This window comes from Streptomyces sp. NPDC093598, assembly GCF_044764825.1.
GTDB lineage: Bacteria > Actinomycetota > Actinomycetes > Streptomycetales > Streptomycetaceae > Streptomyces.
This window is the reverse complement of sequence record NZ_JBIWIV010000001.1, coordinates 699,659-717,596: the sequence shown is the minus strand read 5'-3', so window position 1 is coordinate 717,596 and position 17,938 is coordinate 699,659. Positions and strand designations below refer to the sequence as shown.

Below are 17,938 nucleotides of genomic sequence, written 5' to 3'. Positions count from 1 at the left end.
TCGCATTTCCGGGGTCGCGCCTAGCGTCGGCGGCATGCAGATCACCCTGGACAACCCCGCCGCCGCGCCGCAGCCCCTGAGCCCCTACTACTCCCAGGTCGCCCGCATCGAACAGGCCGACGGCAGCGCCCTGTTGTTCGTGTCCGGGCAGATCGCCGAGGGTGCCACGCTCGCCGAGCAGACCCGGGGCGTCTTCGAGACCCTCACCGCGCTGCTGGCGGCGCACGGCGCGACCCTGGCCGACGTGGTCAACATCCGCACGTACCTGACCGACATCTCCCGGCTGGACGAATACGGCGCCGTACGACGGCAGTTCCTCACCGGGACTCCGCCGACCAGCATGACCTTCGAGGCGTCCCGGCTGTTCCGCCCCGAGGCCCTCGTCGAGGTCGAGGTCGTGGCCGCCGTACCCGCTCGCTAGATCAGCCGTCGTTCTCGCCGAGCAGCATCAGGAAGTCCCGGAACGCGGACGCCATGTCGACCGACTCCGGGTCCAGCAGCCACTGGTACTGCAACCCGTCCAGGACCGCCACGAGCAGGGGCGCGGCCCGCTCGGGGGTGAGGCCGCCCGGCAGCCGGTCGCCGTACTCGGCGCGCAGCACCTCGGCCATGCCGGCGCGTACCCCGGCATAGCGCTCCGTGAAGTACGCCCGGGCCGGATGCCCCTCCGTGACGCTCTCGCCGAGCAGCGCCGAGAAGGTCTGGATGATGGCGGGCCGCATCGCGTTGTACTCCACCAGGGACGCCAGCAGGTCGAGCCGCAGCCGCCCGGCGGGCATCGCGTCCCAGCGGTCCCGCTCCTGGAGCACCGCCACCAGCAGTGACTCCTTCGTCGGGAAGTGGTGCAGCAGCCCCTGCTGGGTGAGCCCGACCCGTTCGGCGACCGCGGCCAGGCTGGCCCCCCGGTAACCGCGCTCGGCGATCACCTCCAGAGCGGCCCGCACGATCTCCGCGCGCCGTTCCTCGCTTCTCGTCCTGGCCGTCATGGCGTCACCGTACGACATGCCGAACAGCTCATCATCACGAGGAGATAACGAAACCTACCGCGTCACAGGCAAAGCGGGCACGATGGTGACATCCAGCGGCTTTCGACGTGGAGGTGCCGACGTGGCGGAGACAGCAGAGGTACGGCGCGAGGCGGCCGTCGAGGCGGCTCTCGGCAAGCTCGACCTGGACGCCAAGACGCGGCTGCTGGCCGGCCAGGACATGTGGAGCCTGCCCGCGCTGCCGGAGGCCGGACTGGCCTCGCTGGTCATGTCCGACGGCCCGATCGGCGTCCGCGGGGTGCACTGGAGCGCCGACGACCCGTCCGTCGCCCTCCCGTCCCCCACCGCCCTGGCCGCCACCTGGGACCCCGCCCTCGCCCACCGGGCCGGCGTCCTGCTGGCCCAGGAGGCCCGCCGCAAGGGCGTCCACGTCCTGCTCGCCCCCACGGTCAACCTGCACCGCTCCCCGCTCGGCGGCCGCCACTTCGAGGCCTACAGCGAGGACCCGTACCTGACCGGACGGATCGGCACCGAGTACGTCCGCGGCGTCCAGTCCGGCGGCGTCGGCACCACCGTCAAGCACTTCGTCGCCAACGACGCCGAGACCGACCGCCTGACGGTGAACAACCTCGTCGGCGAACGCGCCCTGCGCGAGCTGTACCTGGCCCCCTTCGAGGCGATCGTCGAGAACGCCCACCCCTGGGGCATCATGACCGCCTACAACTCCGTCAACGGCCCGACCATGACCGAGCACCACTACCTGGTCAACGAGGTCCTGCGCGGCGAGTGGGGCTTCGACGGCGCCAACGTCTCCGACTGGACCGCCGCCCGCTCCACCACCGGTGCCCTCACCGGCGGCCTCGACATCGCCATGCCCGGCCCCGGCACCGTCTACGGCGAGGCCCTCGCCCGGGCCGTCCGGAACGGCGAGGCCGACGAGGCCCGGGTCGACGAGGCCGTCCGCCGCGTGCTGCGCCTCGCCGCCCGGGTCGGCATCCTTCAGGGCGCTGAGCCGGTCGTCACCGACCCGCCCGCCCCCGTCGACGGCGAGGCACTCGCCCGCGAGATCGCCCGCCGCTCCTTCGTCCTCGTCCGCAACGAGAACGGCGCGCTGCCGCTGAAGCCCGGCCGGGTCGCACTGATCGGCGCCGCCGCCCGCGACGCCCGTGTCCTCGGCGGCGGCTCCGCCACCGTCTTCCCCGCCCGGGTCGTCTCCCCGCTCGAAGGCCTCACCGCCGCCCTCCCCGACGGCACCGTGACCTACACCCTCGGTGCCGACCCCAACACCGAACTCCCCATCGCGGACCGGGGCTTCGAGCTGCGCGCCGTCTGCCGGGACGCGGCCGGCCAGGTCATCGGCACGCGCTCGGCCCCCAGCGGCCACCTCCAGTGGATGGGCGCCGACCTCCCCGACGGCGTCACCCGCGAGAACCTGCACAGCGTCGAACTGACCGGCACCTTCACCCCGCGCGAGAGCGGCACGCACACCTTCGGCATCAAGGGCCTCGGCCCCTTCAGGCTGAGCGTCGCGGGCACCACCTACTACGACGGCGTCCAGCGCCCCGACGGGGACGACCCGTTCCTGACCTTCTTCGGCCCGCCGGTGCCCCACGCCCGGACCGAACTCATCGCCGGCGAACCGGTCGAGGTCTCCCTCACCTACACGGTCCCGCCGCTCGGCGACCACCCGATGCGGGTCATCGGCTTCACCCTCGCCCACCAGGACCCCCAGCGCGACGCCGACGAGCGGATCGCCGAGGCCGCCGCGGCAGCCCGCGCCGCCGACACGGCCGTCGTCGTGGTCGCCACCACCGACCGCGTGGAGTCCGAGGGCTTCGACCGCACCGACCTGCGCCTGCCCGGCCGCCAGGACGACCTGGTCCGCGCCGTCGCCGCCGCCAACCCCCACACCGTCGTGGTCGTCAACTCCGGATCCCCGGTGGAAATGCCGTGGCGCGACGACGTCGCCGCCGTGCTCCTGTCCTGGTTCCCCGGCCAGGAGGGCGGCGCGGCCCTCGCGGACGTCCTCACCGGAGCCCACGAACCCGGCGGACGCCTGCCCACCACCTGGGGCTCCCTCACCGACGCCCCGGTCACCCAGGTCGTCCCCAGAGACGGCGAACTCCCCTACGACGAAGGCGTGTTCATCGGCTACCGCGCCTGGGAGAAGCACGGCCGCAGCCCCGCCTACCCCTTCGGCCACGGCCTCGGCTACACCGACTGGACCTACGACTCCGTCGAGGTGGAGGCGACCGCCGAGGGGACCACCGCGAAGGTCCGCCTCCGCAACACCGGCGACCGCCCCGGCCGCGAGGTCGTCCAGCTCTACCTCGCCCCCGGCGAGGCCGACCCCACCCGCCCGGCCCGCTGGCTGGCCGGCTTCGCGGGCGTCGAGGCCGCCCCGGGCGACAGCGCCGAGGCCACCGTCGAACTGCCGCGCCGCGCCTTCGAGATCTGGGACGAGGCGACCGGCTCGTGGTCGTTTGTGAAGGGTTCGTACGAAATCCAGGTCGGACGCTCGATCACGGACCGCAGGATCACCGCGACGATTAACGTCTGATCCGGGACACGTTCCCCACCGAGCAGCCCCGGTCCGGGACCTGACCTCCGGACCGGGGCTCGTGGTCGGTCAGGGGACCGCTCAGCGGGTGCCGAACCCGTACACCGTCTCCGAGCGGAACACCTCGCCCGGCCGCAGCACGGTCGTCGGGAACTCCGGCCGGTTCGGCGAGTCAGGGAAGTGCTGGGTCTCCAGCGCGATGCCGTCACCGGGCGCGAAGGGCTCGCCCAGATGGTCGGCCGTGTACAGCTGGAGGCCGGGCTCGGTGGTCGCCACCGTCACCACCCTCCCGGACGCCGGGTCGTGCAGCTCGGCGACCTCCACCGGAGCGTCCGTCACACCCTTGTCGAGCACGAAGTTGTGGTCGTATCCGGAGCCGGTCTTGCGTGCCTCGCGGAAGTCGAACCGCGTGCCGGTCACGTCGTCCGGGTCGCCGGCCGGGATCAGGTCCGCGTCGACCGGCGTGTACCGGGAGGCGGCCAGCCGCAGCTCATGGCCGCCCGCGTCACCGGAACCGGCCAGGTTGAAGTAGCTGTGGTTCGTCAGATTCACCACGGTCGGCGCGTCCGTCACCGCCTCGTACGCGATCCGCAGCGCCCCGCTCCCGTCGAGCGTGTACGTCGCCGAGACCTCCAGCCGCCCCGGGAACCCCTCCTCGCCGTGCGGACTGACCCGCGTCAGCCGCACCCCGTGCTCGACGGGCTCCGCGTCCCACACCCGCTTGTCGAAACCGCGCGCTCCACCGTGCAGCGAGTTCGGCCCGTTGTTCGGTTCCAGTGCGTACGTCCGCCCGTCCAGGGCGAACCGGCCGCCCGCGATCCGGTTGGCGTACCGCCCGATCAGGGCACCGAGGTACGGCTCCGGGTGGGCGAGATACCCGTCGAGGTCCGGGAACCCCAGCACCACGTCCCCGGCCCGGCCCTCCCGGTCCGGCACTTCCACGGACTGCACGATCCCGCCGTACGACAGCACCCGCACCCGCACGCCCGTTCGCTCCAGGGTCCAGCGGTGCACCGGGGTCCCGTCGGAAAGTGTCCCGAAGAGTTCGTTCATGTGCGGAACTCTAGGACAGAGCCCGGGTCAGGGCTTCTTCGCGGTGACGGTGCGGTACGCGATCTCCGCCAACCGGGCCTGTCCGTTCACGCTCGGGTGGAAGTAGTCCCAGCGGCTCAACTGGGCGGTGCCGAAGCGGTAGTCGTACACCGCACCCCCGTCGTAGCGGCACCTCTCGTCCTCGGCGCAGACCTCCTTCAGGACCTTGTTGTAGTCCTCCACCCGCTTCTGCACCGTGTCCCGCCGCAGGGTCGCCGCCGAGTCCAGGGCATCCGGGTCGCCCAGCATCGACGGGCAGATGCCCAGCTTCCACACCTGCTTGCCCATCGGGCTGTCACGGCCCTCGGACCACAGCCGCTTCAGGTTCGGCACGCTCGCCACGAACACCTGGGCCTTGGGCAGGGCCTTGCGCAGGCTGCGCAGAGAATCCTCGAAGTCGGCGCGGAAGGCGGAGACCGGAGTCATCGCCGAGGGTGTGGACCGGCAGGCGTCGTTCGCCCCGACCATCACCGTCACCAGCTGCGGTTTCCGCCGCACCGCCTGCGCCATCTGCCCGGGCAGATCGGCCATCCGCGCCCCGGTCACGGCGTAGTTCCAGCTCCGCCGGGCGGCCCCGGCCTTCCCCAGCAGCCGCACCGCGAGCGAGTGGACCTCGGGGCTGGCGCCGGTCGCCCAGGACGCCTCCGGGCAGTCCGACAGCACGTCACAGGCGTCGAACCCGCGCGTGATGGAGTCACCGACGGCGGCCACGGAACCCGGGCTGCGGTCCCACAGGGGTGTGGGCTTGGGCGACGGCTTCGCGGTCCCGGACGGGGCGGCGGCATCACCGCCCACGGCATCACACCCGGCGGCGCCCAGCACGGCCGCCGCGACCACGGCCAGAACGCCCCGGGTGCGACGACCTCGCTTGCGCATACCTGGTCCATCCCCTCGCCACGCCGTGCCTGTCTCCCCAACCAATAACAACGCACGAGGGTTCCCGGCCCATCAGGTGCAACGGCTCACACCCGTACAAGCGTCCCCCTGGGTGAATGGCGGGCGTTTCCCGGCACCTGGACCGTCCGTACGTCACACTCCTTGCGCCCCCGCACGGTAGCCTCGCCATCAACGTGACCCGCCCGGTCACAGCCGTTCCGCCCGTTTGCACCATGTCCCGCTCTGCCCGGAGGTTCCGGTGACGACACGTGGAGTTCTGTACGTGCACTCCGCGCCGCGCGCGCTGTGCCCGCACGTCGAGTGGGCCGTCGCCGGGGTGCTCGGCACACGCGTCAGCCTGGACTGGATCCGTCAGCCGGCCGCACCGGGCACCTGGCGCTCGGAGTTCTCCTGGCAGGGCCAGGCGGGCACGGCGTCCAAGCTGGCCTCGGCGCTGCGCGGCTGGCACCTCCTCCGCTTCGAGGTCACCGCGGAACCCTGCCCCTCCGCCGAGGGCGAGCGCTACAGCTGCACCCCCGACCTGGGCATCTTCCACGCCGTCACCGGCATCCACGGCGACATCCTCATCCCCGAGGACCGCCTGCGCGCGGCCCTGCAACGCAGCCGGAGCGGCGAGACCGACCTGGAAGCCGAGATCGGCAAACTCCTGGGCAAGCCCTGGGACGACGAACTGGAGCCCTTCCGCTACGCGGGCGAGGGCGCCCCGGTCCGCTGGCTCCACCAGGTGGTCTGAGACGCGAACACGCGAAGGGCCCCCACCGTTCAGGTGGGGGCCCTTCACTGCGTGCGTGCTTCTCAGATGGTCCGGAACGCCAGCACCACGTTGTGCCCGCCGAAGCCGAACGAGTCGTTCAGCGCGGCGATACGGCCCTCGACCGGCAGCTTGCGCGCCTCACCGCGAACGACGTCGGCGTTCGCCTCGGCCTCCGGGTCCAGGTTCTCCACGTTGATGGTCGGCGGAGCCACCCGGTGGTACAGCGCGAGCACGGTCGCCACCGTCTCGACACCACCGGCACCACCCAGCAGATGCCCCGTCATCGACTTCGTCGCGGACACCGCGAAGTGGTCGGCGTCGTCACCGAACACCTTGCGCAGCGCCTTGAGCTCGGCGATGTCACCGGCCGGCGTGGACGTCGCGTGCGCGTTGACGTGCACGATCTCCGCCGGGTCCAGGTCGTTGCGGTCCAGCAGGTTCTGCAGGGCGTGCGAGATGCCCCGTCCTTCCGGCTCCGGCTGCACGATGTCGTGCGCGTCGGCGGAGATGCCCTGCCCGACCGCCTCGGCGTACACCCGGGCACCGCGCTTCGCGGCGTGCTCGGCGGACTCCAGGACGACGACACCGGCGCCCTCACCGAGGACGAAGCCGTCGCGGGCGGTGTCGTAGGGACGCGACGCGCCCTGCGGGTCGTCGTTGTTCTTGGACATCGCCATCATGTTGCCGAACGCGGCGATGGGCAGCGGGTGGATCGCCGCCTCCGTGCCACCCGCGACGACGACGTCGGCACGGCCGGTGCGGATCATCTCGATGGCGTAGCCGATGGCCTCGGCGCCCGAGGCGCAGGCGGAGACCGGCGTGTGCACGCCCGCCCGGGCACCCACGGCCAGTCCCACGTTGGCCGACGGGCTGTTGGGCATCAGCATGGGCACGGTGTGCGGGGAGACGCGGCGGACGCCCTTCTCCTTCAGCACGTCGTACTGGTCGAGCAGCGTCGTCACGCCGCCGATACCGGAGGCGATGACCGCGCCCAGGCGTTCGGGGTCGATGTTCGGGTCCTCGCCGGCCTTCGCTTCGAAGCCGGCGTCGGCCCAGGCCTCCTTGGCCGCCACCAGCGCGAACTGCGCCGAGCGGTCCAGTCGGCGGGCCTGCGGCCGCGGGATGACCTCGGTCGGCTCCACGGCGACCGGGGCCGCGATACGGACCGCCTGATCGGCGGCCCACTCCTGCTCCAGGGGCTTGACGCCGGACTTGCCGGCGATCAGGCCCTCCCAGGTAGAGGCTGCGTCGCCACCCAGCGGTGTGGTTGCGCCGATACCGGTGACGACCACGGTGCGATTGGTCGAGCTCACGGGAATTCTTTCTCCAACGGATCCGAGGATTAAGCGGCGCCACCGCCGGGTGGCGGGGCAGTCAGCCAGGCGGCCTGATCGACTGATCAGCCCTGGTGCTTGAGGATGTAGTCGGTCGCGTCACCGACGGTCTTGAGGTTCTTGACGTCCTCGTCGGGGATCTTGACGTCGAAACGCTCTTCGGCGGCGACGACGACCTCGACCATGGACAGCGAGTCGACGTCCAGGTCGTCGGTGAAGGACTTGTCCAGCTGGACGTCCTCAACCGGGATGCCGGCGATCTCGTTCACGATCTCGGCGAGACCGGCGACGATCTCTTCCTGAGTGGCGGCCATGTTGGCGCTCCTTCGTAGATATCCAGAGGGTGTGGCAGGTGTTTCCTCCCGTGCCGGATCGCATGATCCGGCACGGAGTGCCTAGGGGAGGGTAACGACAGTCGCGGCGTACACGAGACCCGCCCCGAAGCCGATGACGAGCGCGGTGTCGCCGCTCTTCGCCTCTCCGGTCGCCAGGAGCCGCTCCATAGCGAGCGGGATCGAGGCGGCCGAGGTGTTGCCGGTGGTGCGGATGTCACGCGCGACCGTGACGTGCTCCGGCAGTTTCAGCGTCTTCACCATCGAGTCGATGATCCGCACGTTGGCCTGGTGCGGGATGAAGACGTCCAGGTCGTCCACGCTGATCCCGGCCGCGTCCAGCGCCTGCTGGGCGACCTTCGCCATCTCGAACACGGCCCAGCGGAACACCGCCTGGCCTTCCTGGGTGATCGCGGGGAACTTCTCGACCGTACCGTCGCGGTAGTCCGTCCACGGCACGGTCTGCTTGATGGTCTCGGACTTGTCGCCCTCGGAGCCCCACACCGTGGGACCGATCGCGGGTTCCTGCGCCGGGCCGACCACGACCGCGCCGGCGCCGTCGCCGAACAGGAAGGCCGTCGCGCGGTCCTCCAGGTCGGTCAGGTCGCTCAGCCGCTCGACGCCGATCACCAGGACGTACTCCGCCGAGCCCTCGACGATCATGCCCTTGGCGAGCGTGAGACCGTAACCGAAGCCCGCGCAGCCCGCCGAGATGTCGAACGCGGCGGCCCTGGCGGTGCCCAGCTTGTCGGCGATCTCGGTGGCGACGGCCGGGGTCTGCTTGAAGTGGGAGACCGTCGAGACGATCACGCCGCCGATCTGCTCGGCGGAGATGCCCGCGTCCGCGATGGCCTTGCCGGACGCCTCGATCGACATCGCGGCGACCGTCTCCTCGTCGGAGGCCCAGTGCCGCGTCTCGATGCCGGAGCGCGAGCGGATCCACTCGTCGGACGACTCGATCGTCTCCAGGATCACCTCGTTCGGCACGACCCGGGTCGGACGGTAGCCGCCGACGCCGAGGATGCGCGCGTACGGGGCGCCCTTGCTGGGCTTCAGCTTCGCCATGCTCCGGGCTCCTTGTCAGGCGTGCTCTGCGATGAGCTCGCGAGCAGCGTCCAGGTCGTCGGGGGTCTTGAGCGCCAGGGTCTTCACACCCGGCAGGGCGCGCTTGGCCAGACCGGTCAGCGTGCCGCCCGGGCACGCCTCGATCAGGGCCGTGACGCCGAGTTCCCTGAACGTCTCCATGCACAGGTCCCAGCGGACCGGGTTGGCGACCTGTCCGACGAGCCGCTCCAGCACCTCGGCGCCGGTGGTCACCGTACTGCCGTCCTTGTTGGAGACGTAGGCGACCTCGGGGTCGGCGGGGACGATCTCCTTGGCGGCCTCGGCCAGCTTGTCGACGGCCGGGCCCATGTGGTGCGTGTGGAACGCGCCGGCGACCTTCAGCGGGACGACCTTGCGCACGCCCTCGGGCTTGTCCTCGTTCAGCGCGGCGAGTTGCTCCATGGTGCCCGCGGCCACGATCTGCCCGGCGCCGTTCATGTTCGCCGGGGTCAGACCCAGCTTCTCCAGGTGCGCGACGCTCACCTCGGGGTCTCCGCCGAGCAGCGCCGACATGCCGGTCTCGGTGATCGCGGCGGCCTCGGCCATGGCCAGGCCGCGCTTGCGCACGAGGGTCAGCGCGGCGGTGTCGTCGAGGACGCCCGCGTAGGCGGCCGCGGTGATCTCGCCGACGCTGTGGCCGGCGACCGCGCCGGGCGCGACGTCACCGAGTGCCGCGGCGGACAGGAGGCCGGCCGCGACGAGCAGCGGCTGCGCCACGGCGGTGTCCCGGATGGCGTCGGCGTCGGCCTGCGTCCCGTAGTGGGCGAGGTCCAGTCCGATGGCGTCCGACCAGGCACCGAGGCGGTCGGCGGCACCGGGCAGTTCGAGCCAGGGGGTCAGGAAGCCGGGCGTCTGGGCGCCCTGGCCGGGAGCGACGAGTACGAGCACTCTCACACTCTCTCTTGGGTACGGGCACGGCCGCCCGTGGGGACAAGGACGAAGAACACGAGGGGGTTTTGTCGAGCCCCGACAAAACCTTAGGGCTGGAGATCTCCATCGACCAGACGCCCCAGGATCAGCGCGATCCGCAGCGTGAAGGCAGAGCGTACATCGGAGGGTGACCATCCGGTGACGTCAGTCACACGTCGAAGCCGGTAGCGGACGGTGTTGGGATGGACGAACAGCATCCGCGCGGCGCCCTCGAGACTGCTCGCCTGTTCGAGATACACACTGAGGGTCTCCAGGAGCGCGGCCCCGGCCTCCTCCAGTGGTCTGTAGATCTCCTCCACCAACTGCTCACGTGCCGAGGGGTCCCCGGCCATCGCCCGCTCCGGGAGCAGGTCGTCCGCCAGCACCGGGCGCGGGGCGTCCTGCCAGGCAGAACACGCCTTCAGCCCGGCCGCGGCGGCCTGCGCGGACCGGGTCGCGGCCTGCAGGTCGGGCACCACCGGGCCCGCCACGACCGGCCCGGCCGCGAACGGGCCGATGAGTGACTTGGCGACGGCCAGCGGGTTGTCGCTGCCGCCCGCGATGACGACCAGCCGGTCGCCGAGCACCCCGGTGAGCACCTGGAGCTTGGCGTGCCGGGCCGCACGCCGTATGGCCTCCACGGTCAGCTCGCTGTCACCGTCGGGCGCCGTGCCGAGCACCACGCACACGTGCTCGGGGGAGTTCCAGCCGAGGGCGGCGGCCCGCGAGACGGCCCCCTCGTCGGCCTCGCCGCTGAGCACGGCGTTCACGACCAGGGACTCCAGCCGGGCGTCCCAGGCGCCGCGTGCCTCGGCGGCCTGCGCGTACACCTGGGCCGTGGCGAAGGCGATCTCCCGGGCGTAGACGAGCAGCGCCTCGCGCAGCACCCGCTCGTCGCCGGGGGCCGCGACCTCGTCGATCGCGCTCTCCATGACCTCGATGGTGGTGCGCACCATCTCGACGGTCTGGCGCAGTGTGATCGCCCGGGTCAGCTCGCGCGGCGCGGTGCCGAACACATCGGTGGAGATGGCCTGCGGGGCGTCCGGATGCCGGAACCACTCGGTGAACGCGGCGATACCCGCCTGCGCGACCAGACCGATCCAGGAACGGTTCTCCGGGGGCATGGCCCGGTACCAGGGCAGCGTCTCGTCCATCCGCGCGATGGCCTGCGCGGCGAGCGATCCGGACGACTTCTCCAGCCGCTTCAGCGTCGCGGCATGCGAATGGACGTCGTGGGCTGCGGCTGCGTTCTTGCCGGTTTCGGGTTCGGACACGGGGACAAGACTGCCTTATCCGGACGGGAAGGTGGGCTGCCGGGTCTACGGTGGACTCCGTGATGGACATTCGGCGCGCCGGTGAGCGCTACCAGGGCGGCGACCCGGCGGCCGGAATCGACAGCCGGCACGCCTTCTCCTTCGGGCCCCACTACGACCCGGACAACCTCCGCTTCGGCGCGGTGCTCGCGTGCAACGAGGAGCGACTGGCGCCCGGTGCCGGGTTCGACGAGCACCCCCACAGTCACACCGAGATCGTGACGTGGGTGGTGGAGGGCGAGCTGACCCACCGGGACTCCACCGGGCACGAGTCGGTCGTACGCCACGGTGACGTGCAGCGGCTCAGCTCGGCGGGCGGGGTGCGCCATGTGGAGCGCAACGACGGCCCGGAGCCCCTGACCTTCATCCAGATGTGGCTGGCCCCGCTCCGGCCCGGCGGCGACCCGTTCTACGAGGTCGTCCACGGCATCGCCGACTCCACGCCCTACGCCCTCCCGGAGGCAGGCGCGTTGCTGCACGTGCGGCGCCTCGGGCCCCGGGAGCGGACGGCGGTACCGGACGGGGCGTACGCCTACGTGCATGTCGTCCACGGTGACGTCCGCCTGGACGGCGAGGAGCTGCACGCGGGCGACGCCGCCCGCATCACCGACGCCAAGGGTCTGGAGGCCGAGGGCGTGACCGAGGCGGAGCTGCTGATCTGGGAGATGAACGCGGCCTAGAGATCGGCCAGTACCGCGTCCGTGAACGCCGGCCACGCCTCGGTCGCCCAGGGGCCGAACGCCCGGTCCGTCAGTGCCACGCAGGCCGCGCCCGCGTCCGGGTCGACCCACAGGAACGTACCGGACTGCCCGAAATGCCCGAACGTGCGCGGTGAGGACGAGGAACCCGTCCAGTGCGGCGACTTGGAGTCGCGGATCTCGAAACCGAGCCCCCAGTCGTTGGGGTTCTGGTGGCCGTACCCCGGCAGGACGCCCTTCGTGCCCGGGAAGTGCACGGTCATCGCCTCGGCGACCGTACGCGGATCCAGCAGGCGCGGTGCCTGCACCTCGGCCGCGAACCGCAGCAGGTCCTCGACCGTCGACACCCCGTCCTTGGCCGGGGAGCCCTCCAGCGTCGTCGAGGTCATGCCCAGCGGCTCCAGCACGGCCTGCCGCAGATACTCCCCGAACGGGATGTCCGTGGCCTTCGTGACATGGTCGCCCAGCTGCTCGAACCCGGCGTTGGAGTACAGCCGGCGCTCCCCGGGCGGGGCCGTGACCTTGTGCTCGTCGAAGGCGAGGCCCGAGGTGTGCGCGAGCAGGTGCCGGACCGTCGACCCGGTGGGACCCGCCGGCTCGTCGAACTCGACGGCCCCCTCCTCGTATGCGACGAGCACCGCGTAGGCGGCGAGCGGCTTGGTCACCGACGCGAGCGGGAACCGCTGCCCGGCCGGGCCGTGGGTGCCGAGGACGGTGCCGTCCGCTCGTACGACACCCGCCGCAGCGGTGGGAACCGGCCAGTTCTCGATCAGCGCGAGGCTCTTCAGTGACATGCTTTCGAGCCTATGCGCTCAGAGCGTGAGCTCCAGCAAGGGGTCGGGCTTGGGCCGGAACCCGAGGGAGACGTACAGCGGCTCGGCCTCCGCCGACGCGGTGAGCTGCACGCGCCGGGCGCCACGCTCGCGGAACCACTCCAGCAGCGCGTTCATACAGGCACGTGCGTAACCCCGGCGTCGCGCGCCCGGGTCGGTGGCGACGCTGAACACGAAGCCCACCCTGCCGTGCGGATCGCCCGGCTTGCCGATGCGGTAGTCGATCGTCCCGGCCACCAGCGACGCCAGCGCCCCCTCCCGCTCCGGGTGGTCGACCACGAACGCCACGAAGTCCCCGTCCGGCTCACCGAGTTCGGCCCTCAGGGTAGGGAGGGAATCCCCGTGCCAGGCGACGGAGGGGTCGGAGGCGAACATCGCGTCGATCATGACTTGGCGCAGCCGCAGGACTTCCTCGGCGTCGGCGGGCAGGGCGCGACGGACAACACTCATGACTCCGTACGCTAACCAGCCGGATCAAGAGTCGTCCTGCCGATTTCTTACCTTCGGCGCTTGCTTGGAGTGCACTCCAGGGTTCTAGCGTTGGGGCCATGACGGTGATGGAGACCACGGGGACCAGGACCGACACCTGCGCCGGCCCGCCGCAGCAGCAGAACCGGCGCCCGGACGGCGACGACCACTACACGATCAGCGAGGTCGTCGCCTTCACCGGCCTGACGGCACACACCCTGCGCTGGTACGAGCGCATCGGTCTGATGCCGCACATCGACCGGTCCCACACCGGCCAGCGCCGCTACACCAACCGCGACCTCGACTGGCTCGACCTCGTCGGCAAGCTCCGCCTGACGGGCATGCCGGTCGCGGACATGGTCCGGTACGCGGAACTGGTGCGCGAGGGCGACCACACCTACGGCGAGCGCTTCGAGCTGCTGAAGACGACCCGCGAGGACGTCCTGGCCAGGATCGACGAACTCCGGGGCACGCTCGCCGTGCTCGACCGGAAGATCAGTTTCTACGCGGACGCCGGGCAGGCCCTGGCGTCGGAGAGGTCCCGATGACGGACGGCAGGATCACGACGGCGAAGCTCGGCGACCACGGACCCGAGGTGAGCGTCCAGGGTCTCGGCTGCATGGGCATGAGCTTCGGCTACGGCCCCTCGGACGCGGACGCGTCCCGGGCGACCCTGGAGAGGGCCCTCGAACTGGGCGTCACCTTCTACGACACGGCCGACGCGTACGGCGCCGGCGAGAACGAGCGGTTCCTGTCGCCGTTCTTCAAGGCCCACCGCGACGAGGTCGTCATCGCGACCAAGTTCGCCCTGTCGATCCCCGCGGACGACCCGACGAAGCGTGTCGTCCGCAACGACCCGCCCTACATCCGGCAGGCCGTGGAGGCGAGCCTGAAGCGGCTGGACGTCGACGCCATCGACCTCTACTACATGCACCGGCGCGATGTGAACGTGCCGATCGAGGAGAGCGTCGGCACCATGGCCGACCTGGTCCGCGAGGGCAAGGTCAAGCACCTCGGCCTGAGCGAGGTCACGGCCGATGAACTGCGGGCCGCCCACGCCGTCCACCCCATCGCCGCCGTGCAGTCGGAGTGGTCGCTGTTCAGCCGTGACATCGAGACGCACGTCGTTCCCGCGGCCCGTGACCTGGGCGTGGCCCTCGTCGCGTACTCCCCGCTGGGCCGGGGCTTCCTCACCGGCTCCTTCACCAACGCCGACCAGGACCTGAGCGCGGGCGACTTCCGCCGCCAGCAGCCCCGCTTCACGGGCGAGAACGCGACGGCGAACGCGACCCTGCTGGAGCTGATCCGCTCGGTTGCCCAGGCCCACGACGCGACCCTCGGTCAGATCGCCCTGGCCTGGGCCCAGCAGCAGGCGACGATCCACGACCTCCCGGTCGTCCCGATCCCTGGCACCCGCAAGCCGGCCAGGGTGGAGGAGAACACGGCGGCGACCAGGATCGTGCTGACCGACGAGCAACTGGACCTGCTGGACGGCATAGCGGCCCAGGTGGCAGGCACCCGCTACGCGGACATGGCGTTCACCTCGGCAGGCAGGGAGTAGGGAAGGGTCCCTTTCGGGGGGGCGCGGGGAAACTGCGCGATCAACCACCACGAACCCGCGCCCACCGATACACCGAACCCGGCAGACGCTAAAGCTCCGCCAACAACTCCGCCTTTTTGACCGAAAACTCCTCATCCGTCACCAACCCGGCCTGATGCAGCTCACCCAGATGACGAATCCTCTCGGCGATGTCGGCAGGATCCCGCCGCGGCGCGGCCGCGGGCACCGCCGCCACCGGTGCGGACGTCCGCACCGCGGCCAGCACCGCCGCCGCGAACGGCAGTGACTCGTGCACGGGTCCGTATCCCAGCCCGAACACCACCGCGGCGGGATCCTGATCGGCCTGAGCCCCCGACGCTTCCGCATCCCGGCGCAAAAGCCGCAAATGCCCCTCGAACACCTCCGGCGACCGCCACTCCACCCCGTTCAGCTCTCCGACGGAGAAGCTCTGGTCGCCGGCCTTCCACTTCGCCGACGACGCCCCCGTCCAGAACCACCGGAAGTTCACGGTCCGCCCGTCGAAGGTCGCCTTCCCGTCGTACGCCTTGAACGACAACGGCCCCTCGGGCGGCTGCACGAGGAACCGCTCGGACGGCCCGGACTCCGTCAGCAGGGTCCGCAGCTCGTCGGCGTAGTACTCCGCGAGGACCTCTCGCTCGGCGGGCAGCACCAGCCGGTAGGGATCGCCGCTCTCCTTCAACTGTCCGGCGGCCGCCTCCATCAACGGGTCCGCCCCGGGGCGCGGCTCCACGCGCAGCACGACCGTGCCGCGTTTCCCGCGCGTCAGCGTCACCCCGGCGATCGCCTCCAGGGGCACACGACGTTCCCCGAGGGCCTGGAAGAGTTTGGGTGTTCGAATCCCCCGTTCGTAGCGGATGAGCACGGAGTCGGACTCGAACTCCCAGGCGGCATGAAATCCGGCCAGTACGTCACCCATGCGGCTCATCGTATGCGGCACGCGCTCCTCCGTCCCCCTCCCGAGCAGACCGTAATTTCTTCGCTTCTACGCGCGTCGGGCCGCCGCCGTGCCGGACAAACCGGTACGGCAGACGCCGTCTTCGTGCGCGCAGTGCACCGAGCGGTATGCGCCAACGCCGATCTCCGCGAAATTGAACAGACTTGCCGTCCCCGGCTCGAAGTAGCCCGCGTGACCCTTCGCACCCGCCGCCGACAGCACCCGCGCCCCGAATCCGGTGGACACCGGATCGGCTCCGTGGCCCAGCCCGCCGACCTCCAGATAGGGCACGTCCTGGATCCAGTCGTCGGAGTCCCGCATCGCCCACACCCGGGCGGTGGTCCGCAACTGAGCGGCCTTCTCGACGCGCATGCCCGGGCTGCCGGCCACCGCGATGTCGGACACCCGGTCCGGCAGCGCGTGCGCGGCGACCCCGCACACCACGGAGCCGTAGCTGTGGCAGAACAGCGAGACCGGCGAACTGCCCGGCAGCGCCCGCACCAGGTCGTTCAGCCGTACGGCACCCTCCTGGGCACGCATCGCCGTGGCCGAGTCGATGCCGAGTCCGCTGGGCGCCGTGTAGTCGGCCCAGGCGATGACGGCCGTACGGGTCGAGGGGCTCACCCGCTGTTCGGCCGCGTACAGGGACTTGGCCATGCCGACGGGCGCCGCGTACTTGCGGTTGGTGCGCTGGAAGGTGAGCAGATCGGTGTCGACGCCGGGGACGACGACCGAGACCCGCTCCGCCCTGCGCAGGTTCCCGAAGACCTCCGCCACCCGGCCCGAGCCCTCCGGGTCGAAGGCCAGGATGTGACGGCCCCGCTCCATGAGGTCCTCGAGGCGGTGCATCCTGCGGCCCGCCTCCTGCTGCCCGGCCGGGGTGAGGCGCTTGTCGTGCATGCGTTCCCGCTCGACCTTGCGCGCCTTGGCGAGCGCGAGGTGGTTGGCGCGGTAGCGCAGCTCGACCGGCGCGCCGTTCATGTTGCCCACCGCGAGCGAGTACTTGCGGACCAGGGTCGAACGCTCCTGCGCGGTGAGCGAGCTGAAGAAGCGGGCGAGCTTCGCCGGCTCGGACTGCGGGTCGGGCAGCCGGTGCCCGCCGATCCGGCCGTGTTCCCAGGCGGAGAGCGAGGCCTGGAGCGGCGTGGCGCCCCGCTGGTTGCGCATGGCCGTCCAGCCGGTGGTCGCCAGCATCACGAACACGACGGCCAGCGCGAGCAGTGCGCGCCAGACGTTCAGTTGCGGGGAGGTGTCGAAGGAAGTCACTGAAAGGACACACTAGGAGAACGAGAGGGTCTCGCGTTAACCAAGTGACCGGGATCACGTTTCGGTGGAAGCGTTAAGGGGACCGCTCCGCACGCCAGTTCCCGGCCAGTGCGGGACCCACCTGATCCAGGTATGCGGTGGTGAGTTCGCGCATTCCGTCGAGGCTGAGGTCGTCCCCCGCGGACCACAGTCGCTCGGTGACACGAATCACCCCGCCGAAGAGGGCCACGATGATCCTCGGCCGGGGGTCGGCGTCCACGTCGAGCCCCTCGCGCTCGGCGATGATGCGGGCGAGCTGCTCCTCCAGCTCCGCCGACCGCCGCAGATGGGCGGCGAGCAGCGCGGGCGTCGACTCGATCACCCGGTAGACGCGCATGTGGAGGTCGATCGGCACGAGCTCCTCGACGGCCTCGTTGATCGCGTCCCAGCTCTCCAGCACGGCCCGGCGCAGCGCCTCCAGCGGAACCTCGCCCGGCGGGCGCGTCCGCAGGGCCTCGACGACGAGTGTCTCCGCGAGGCGCGGCACGAAGAACGCCGTCTCCTCCTTGCCGGCGAAGTAGCGGAAGAAGGTGCGCTGCGAGACGTCCACGGCGGCGGCGATGTCGTCGACGGTGGTCTCGTCGTACCCGCGCGTGGCGAAGAGTTCCAGCGCGGCCCGCAGCAGTGCGTCCCGGGTGCGCCGTTTCTTGCGTTCGCGCAGGTTCAAGACGTGCCTTTCGTCTGAAGTGTTTGCCCAGTTCAGGCTATACGGGTATGTCGTGTCAGTAACCGACTAGTGAATTGGTTTGTCAACTGTCAGTGGCTGTCATTAGCCTCGCGGTATGACTAGTCAGACCACCATCGACACGACGGGGTCGGGGGGCAAGGCGCCGGCGG

19 protein-coding genes are annotated in these 17,938 nt (G+C 71.0%); 6 read left to right on the top strand and 13 right to left on the bottom strand.

Annotated elements, in window-relative coordinates:
* Positions 1–34: 34 nt before the first annotated feature.
* On the top strand, positions 35–421 hold the full coding sequence (locus tag ACIRDU_RS03360; protein WP_403573737.1) for a RidA family protein: 387 nt from the start codon (positions 35–37) through the stop codon (positions 419–421).
* Between the two features lies 1 nt (position 422).
* Here ACIRDU_RS03360 and ACIRDU_RS03355 read toward each other — a convergent pair whose 3' ends face one another.
* Entirely contained in the window at positions 423–1,004 is a 582-nt protein-coding gene (locus ACIRDU_RS03355) for a TetR/AcrR family transcriptional regulator (protein ID WP_403573733.1), read from the bottom strand.
* Between the two features lie 64 nt (positions 1,005–1,068).
* Here ACIRDU_RS03355 and ACIRDU_RS03350 point away from each other — a divergent pair, with 64 nt between their 5' ends.
* A complete protein-coding gene (locus tag ACIRDU_RS03350) occupies positions 1,069–3,546 on the top strand; it encodes a beta-glucosidase H (protein ID WP_403573730.1) in 2,478 nt (825 codons plus the stop codon).
* A gap of 81 nt (positions 3,547–3,627) precedes the next feature.
* Here the strand turns inward: ACIRDU_RS03350 and ACIRDU_RS03345 are convergent, their stop codons facing one another.
* A complete protein-coding gene (locus ACIRDU_RS03345; RefSeq protein ID WP_403573728.1) occupies positions 3,628–4,599 on the bottom strand; it encodes an aldose epimerase family protein in 972 nt (323 codons plus the stop codon).
* A gap of 27 nt (positions 4,600–4,626) precedes the next feature.
* Entirely contained in the window at positions 4,627–5,514 is an 888-nt protein-coding gene (locus ACIRDU_RS03340; protein WP_403573725.1) for an SGNH/GDSL hydrolase family protein, read from the bottom strand.
* Positions 5,515–5,773: 259 nt separating this feature from the next.
* Here ACIRDU_RS03340 and ACIRDU_RS03335 point away from each other — a divergent pair, with 259 nt between their 5' ends.
* Positions 5,774–6,268, top strand: a complete 495-nt coding sequence (locus ACIRDU_RS03335; RefSeq protein ID WP_403573722.1) for a DUF3145 domain-containing protein — start codon at positions 5,774–5,776, stop codon at positions 6,266–6,268.
* Positions 6,269–6,330: 62 nt separating this feature from the next.
* On the opposite strand, the gene fabF is transcribed toward ACIRDU_RS03335, so the two are convergent.
* The 5 genes from fabF to fasR all read right to left on the bottom strand — a co-directional run bounded on the left by fabF (position 6,331) and on the right by fasR (position 11,242).
* Positions 6,331–7,602: a beta-ketoacyl-ACP synthase II gene (gene fabF / locus ACIRDU_RS03330; protein WP_403573719.1), complete on the bottom strand. Its 1,272-nt coding sequence runs from the start codon at positions 7,600–7,602 to the stop codon at positions 6,331–6,333.
* Positions 7,603–7,688: 86 nt separating this feature from the next.
* The gene (locus ACIRDU_RS03325; RefSeq protein WP_003989952.1) at positions 7,689–7,937 is read right to left on the bottom strand and encodes an acyl carrier protein; all 249 of its coding nucleotides are present in this window, start codon (positions 7,935–7,937) and stop codon (positions 7,689–7,691) included.
* A gap of 81 nt (positions 7,938–8,018) precedes the next feature.
* Complete coding sequence (locus ACIRDU_RS03320; RefSeq protein WP_403573717.1) at positions 8,019–9,020, bottom strand: ketoacyl-ACP synthase III; 1,002 nt, start codon at positions 9,018–9,020, stop codon at positions 8,019–8,021.
* A 15-nt stretch (positions 9,021–9,035) separates the two neighbouring features.
* Positions 9,036–9,947: an ACP S-malonyltransferase gene (locus ACIRDU_RS03315; RefSeq protein WP_403573715.1), complete on the bottom strand. Its 912-nt coding sequence runs from the start codon at positions 9,945–9,947 to the stop codon at positions 9,036–9,038.
* 89 nt (positions 9,948–10,036) lie between these two features.
* Positions 10,037–11,242, bottom strand: a complete 1,206-nt coding sequence (gene fasR, locus ACIRDU_RS03310) for a fatty acid biosynthesis transcriptional regulator FasR (RefSeq protein WP_403573712.1) — start codon at positions 11,240–11,242, stop codon at positions 10,037–10,039.
* Between the two features lie 62 nt (positions 11,243–11,304).
* Here fasR and ACIRDU_RS03305 point away from each other — a divergent pair, with 62 nt between their 5' ends.
* A complete protein-coding gene (locus tag ACIRDU_RS03305; protein WP_403575122.1) occupies positions 11,305–11,961 on the top strand; it encodes a pirin family protein in 657 nt (218 codons plus the stop codon).
* Here ACIRDU_RS03305 and ACIRDU_RS03300 read toward each other — a convergent pair.
* Together ACIRDU_RS03300 and ACIRDU_RS03295 are read right to left on the bottom strand one after the other, a co-directional pair.
* Positions 11,958–12,773, bottom strand: coding sequence for a serine hydrolase domain-containing protein (locus tag ACIRDU_RS03300; protein ID WP_403573709.1), 816 nt, complete (start codon positions 12,771–12,773; stop codon positions 11,958–11,960). The two genes, ACIRDU_RS03305 and ACIRDU_RS03300, sit on opposite strands and share 4 nt — an antisense overlap.
* Before the next feature lie 18 nt (positions 12,774–12,791).
* Positions 12,792–13,262: a GNAT family N-acetyltransferase gene (locus tag ACIRDU_RS03295; protein WP_403573707.1), complete on the bottom strand. Its 471-nt coding sequence runs from the start codon at positions 13,260–13,262 to the stop codon at positions 12,792–12,794.
* Between the two features lie 98 nt (positions 13,263–13,360).
* On the opposite strand from ACIRDU_RS03295, the gene ACIRDU_RS03290 reads away from it, so the two are divergent.
* On the top strand, positions 13,361–13,828 hold the full coding sequence (locus tag ACIRDU_RS03290) for a MerR family transcriptional regulator (RefSeq protein ID WP_403573704.1): 468 nt from the start codon (positions 13,361–13,363) through the stop codon (positions 13,826–13,828).
* Positions 13,825–14,841, top strand: coding sequence for an aldo/keto reductase (locus tag ACIRDU_RS03285; protein ID WP_403573701.1), 1,017 nt, complete (start codon positions 13,825–13,827; stop codon positions 14,839–14,841). The genes ACIRDU_RS03290 and ACIRDU_RS03285 overlap by 4 nt, the downstream gene beginning before the upstream one ends.
* Positions 14,842–14,929: 88 nt before the next feature.
* On the opposite strand, the gene ACIRDU_RS03280 is transcribed toward ACIRDU_RS03285, so the two are convergent.
* The 3 genes from ACIRDU_RS03280 to ACIRDU_RS03270 form a co-directional block, all read right to left on the bottom strand.
* Positions 14,930–15,787, bottom strand: coding sequence for a DUF4429 domain-containing protein (locus ACIRDU_RS03280; protein ID WP_403575119.1), 858 nt, complete (start codon positions 15,785–15,787; stop codon positions 14,930–14,932).
* Positions 15,788–15,844: 57 nt separating this feature from the next.
* Positions 15,845–17,062, bottom strand: coding sequence for an alpha/beta hydrolase (locus ACIRDU_RS03275; protein ID WP_403573698.1), 1,218 nt, complete (start codon positions 17,060–17,062; stop codon positions 15,845–15,847).
* 73 nt (positions 17,063–17,135) lie between these two features.
* On the bottom strand, positions 17,136–17,768 hold the full coding sequence (locus tag ACIRDU_RS03270) for a TetR family transcriptional regulator (RefSeq protein WP_403573695.1): 633 nt from the start codon (positions 17,766–17,768) through the stop codon (positions 17,136–17,138).
* Positions 17,769–17,938 lie beyond the last annotated feature (170 nt).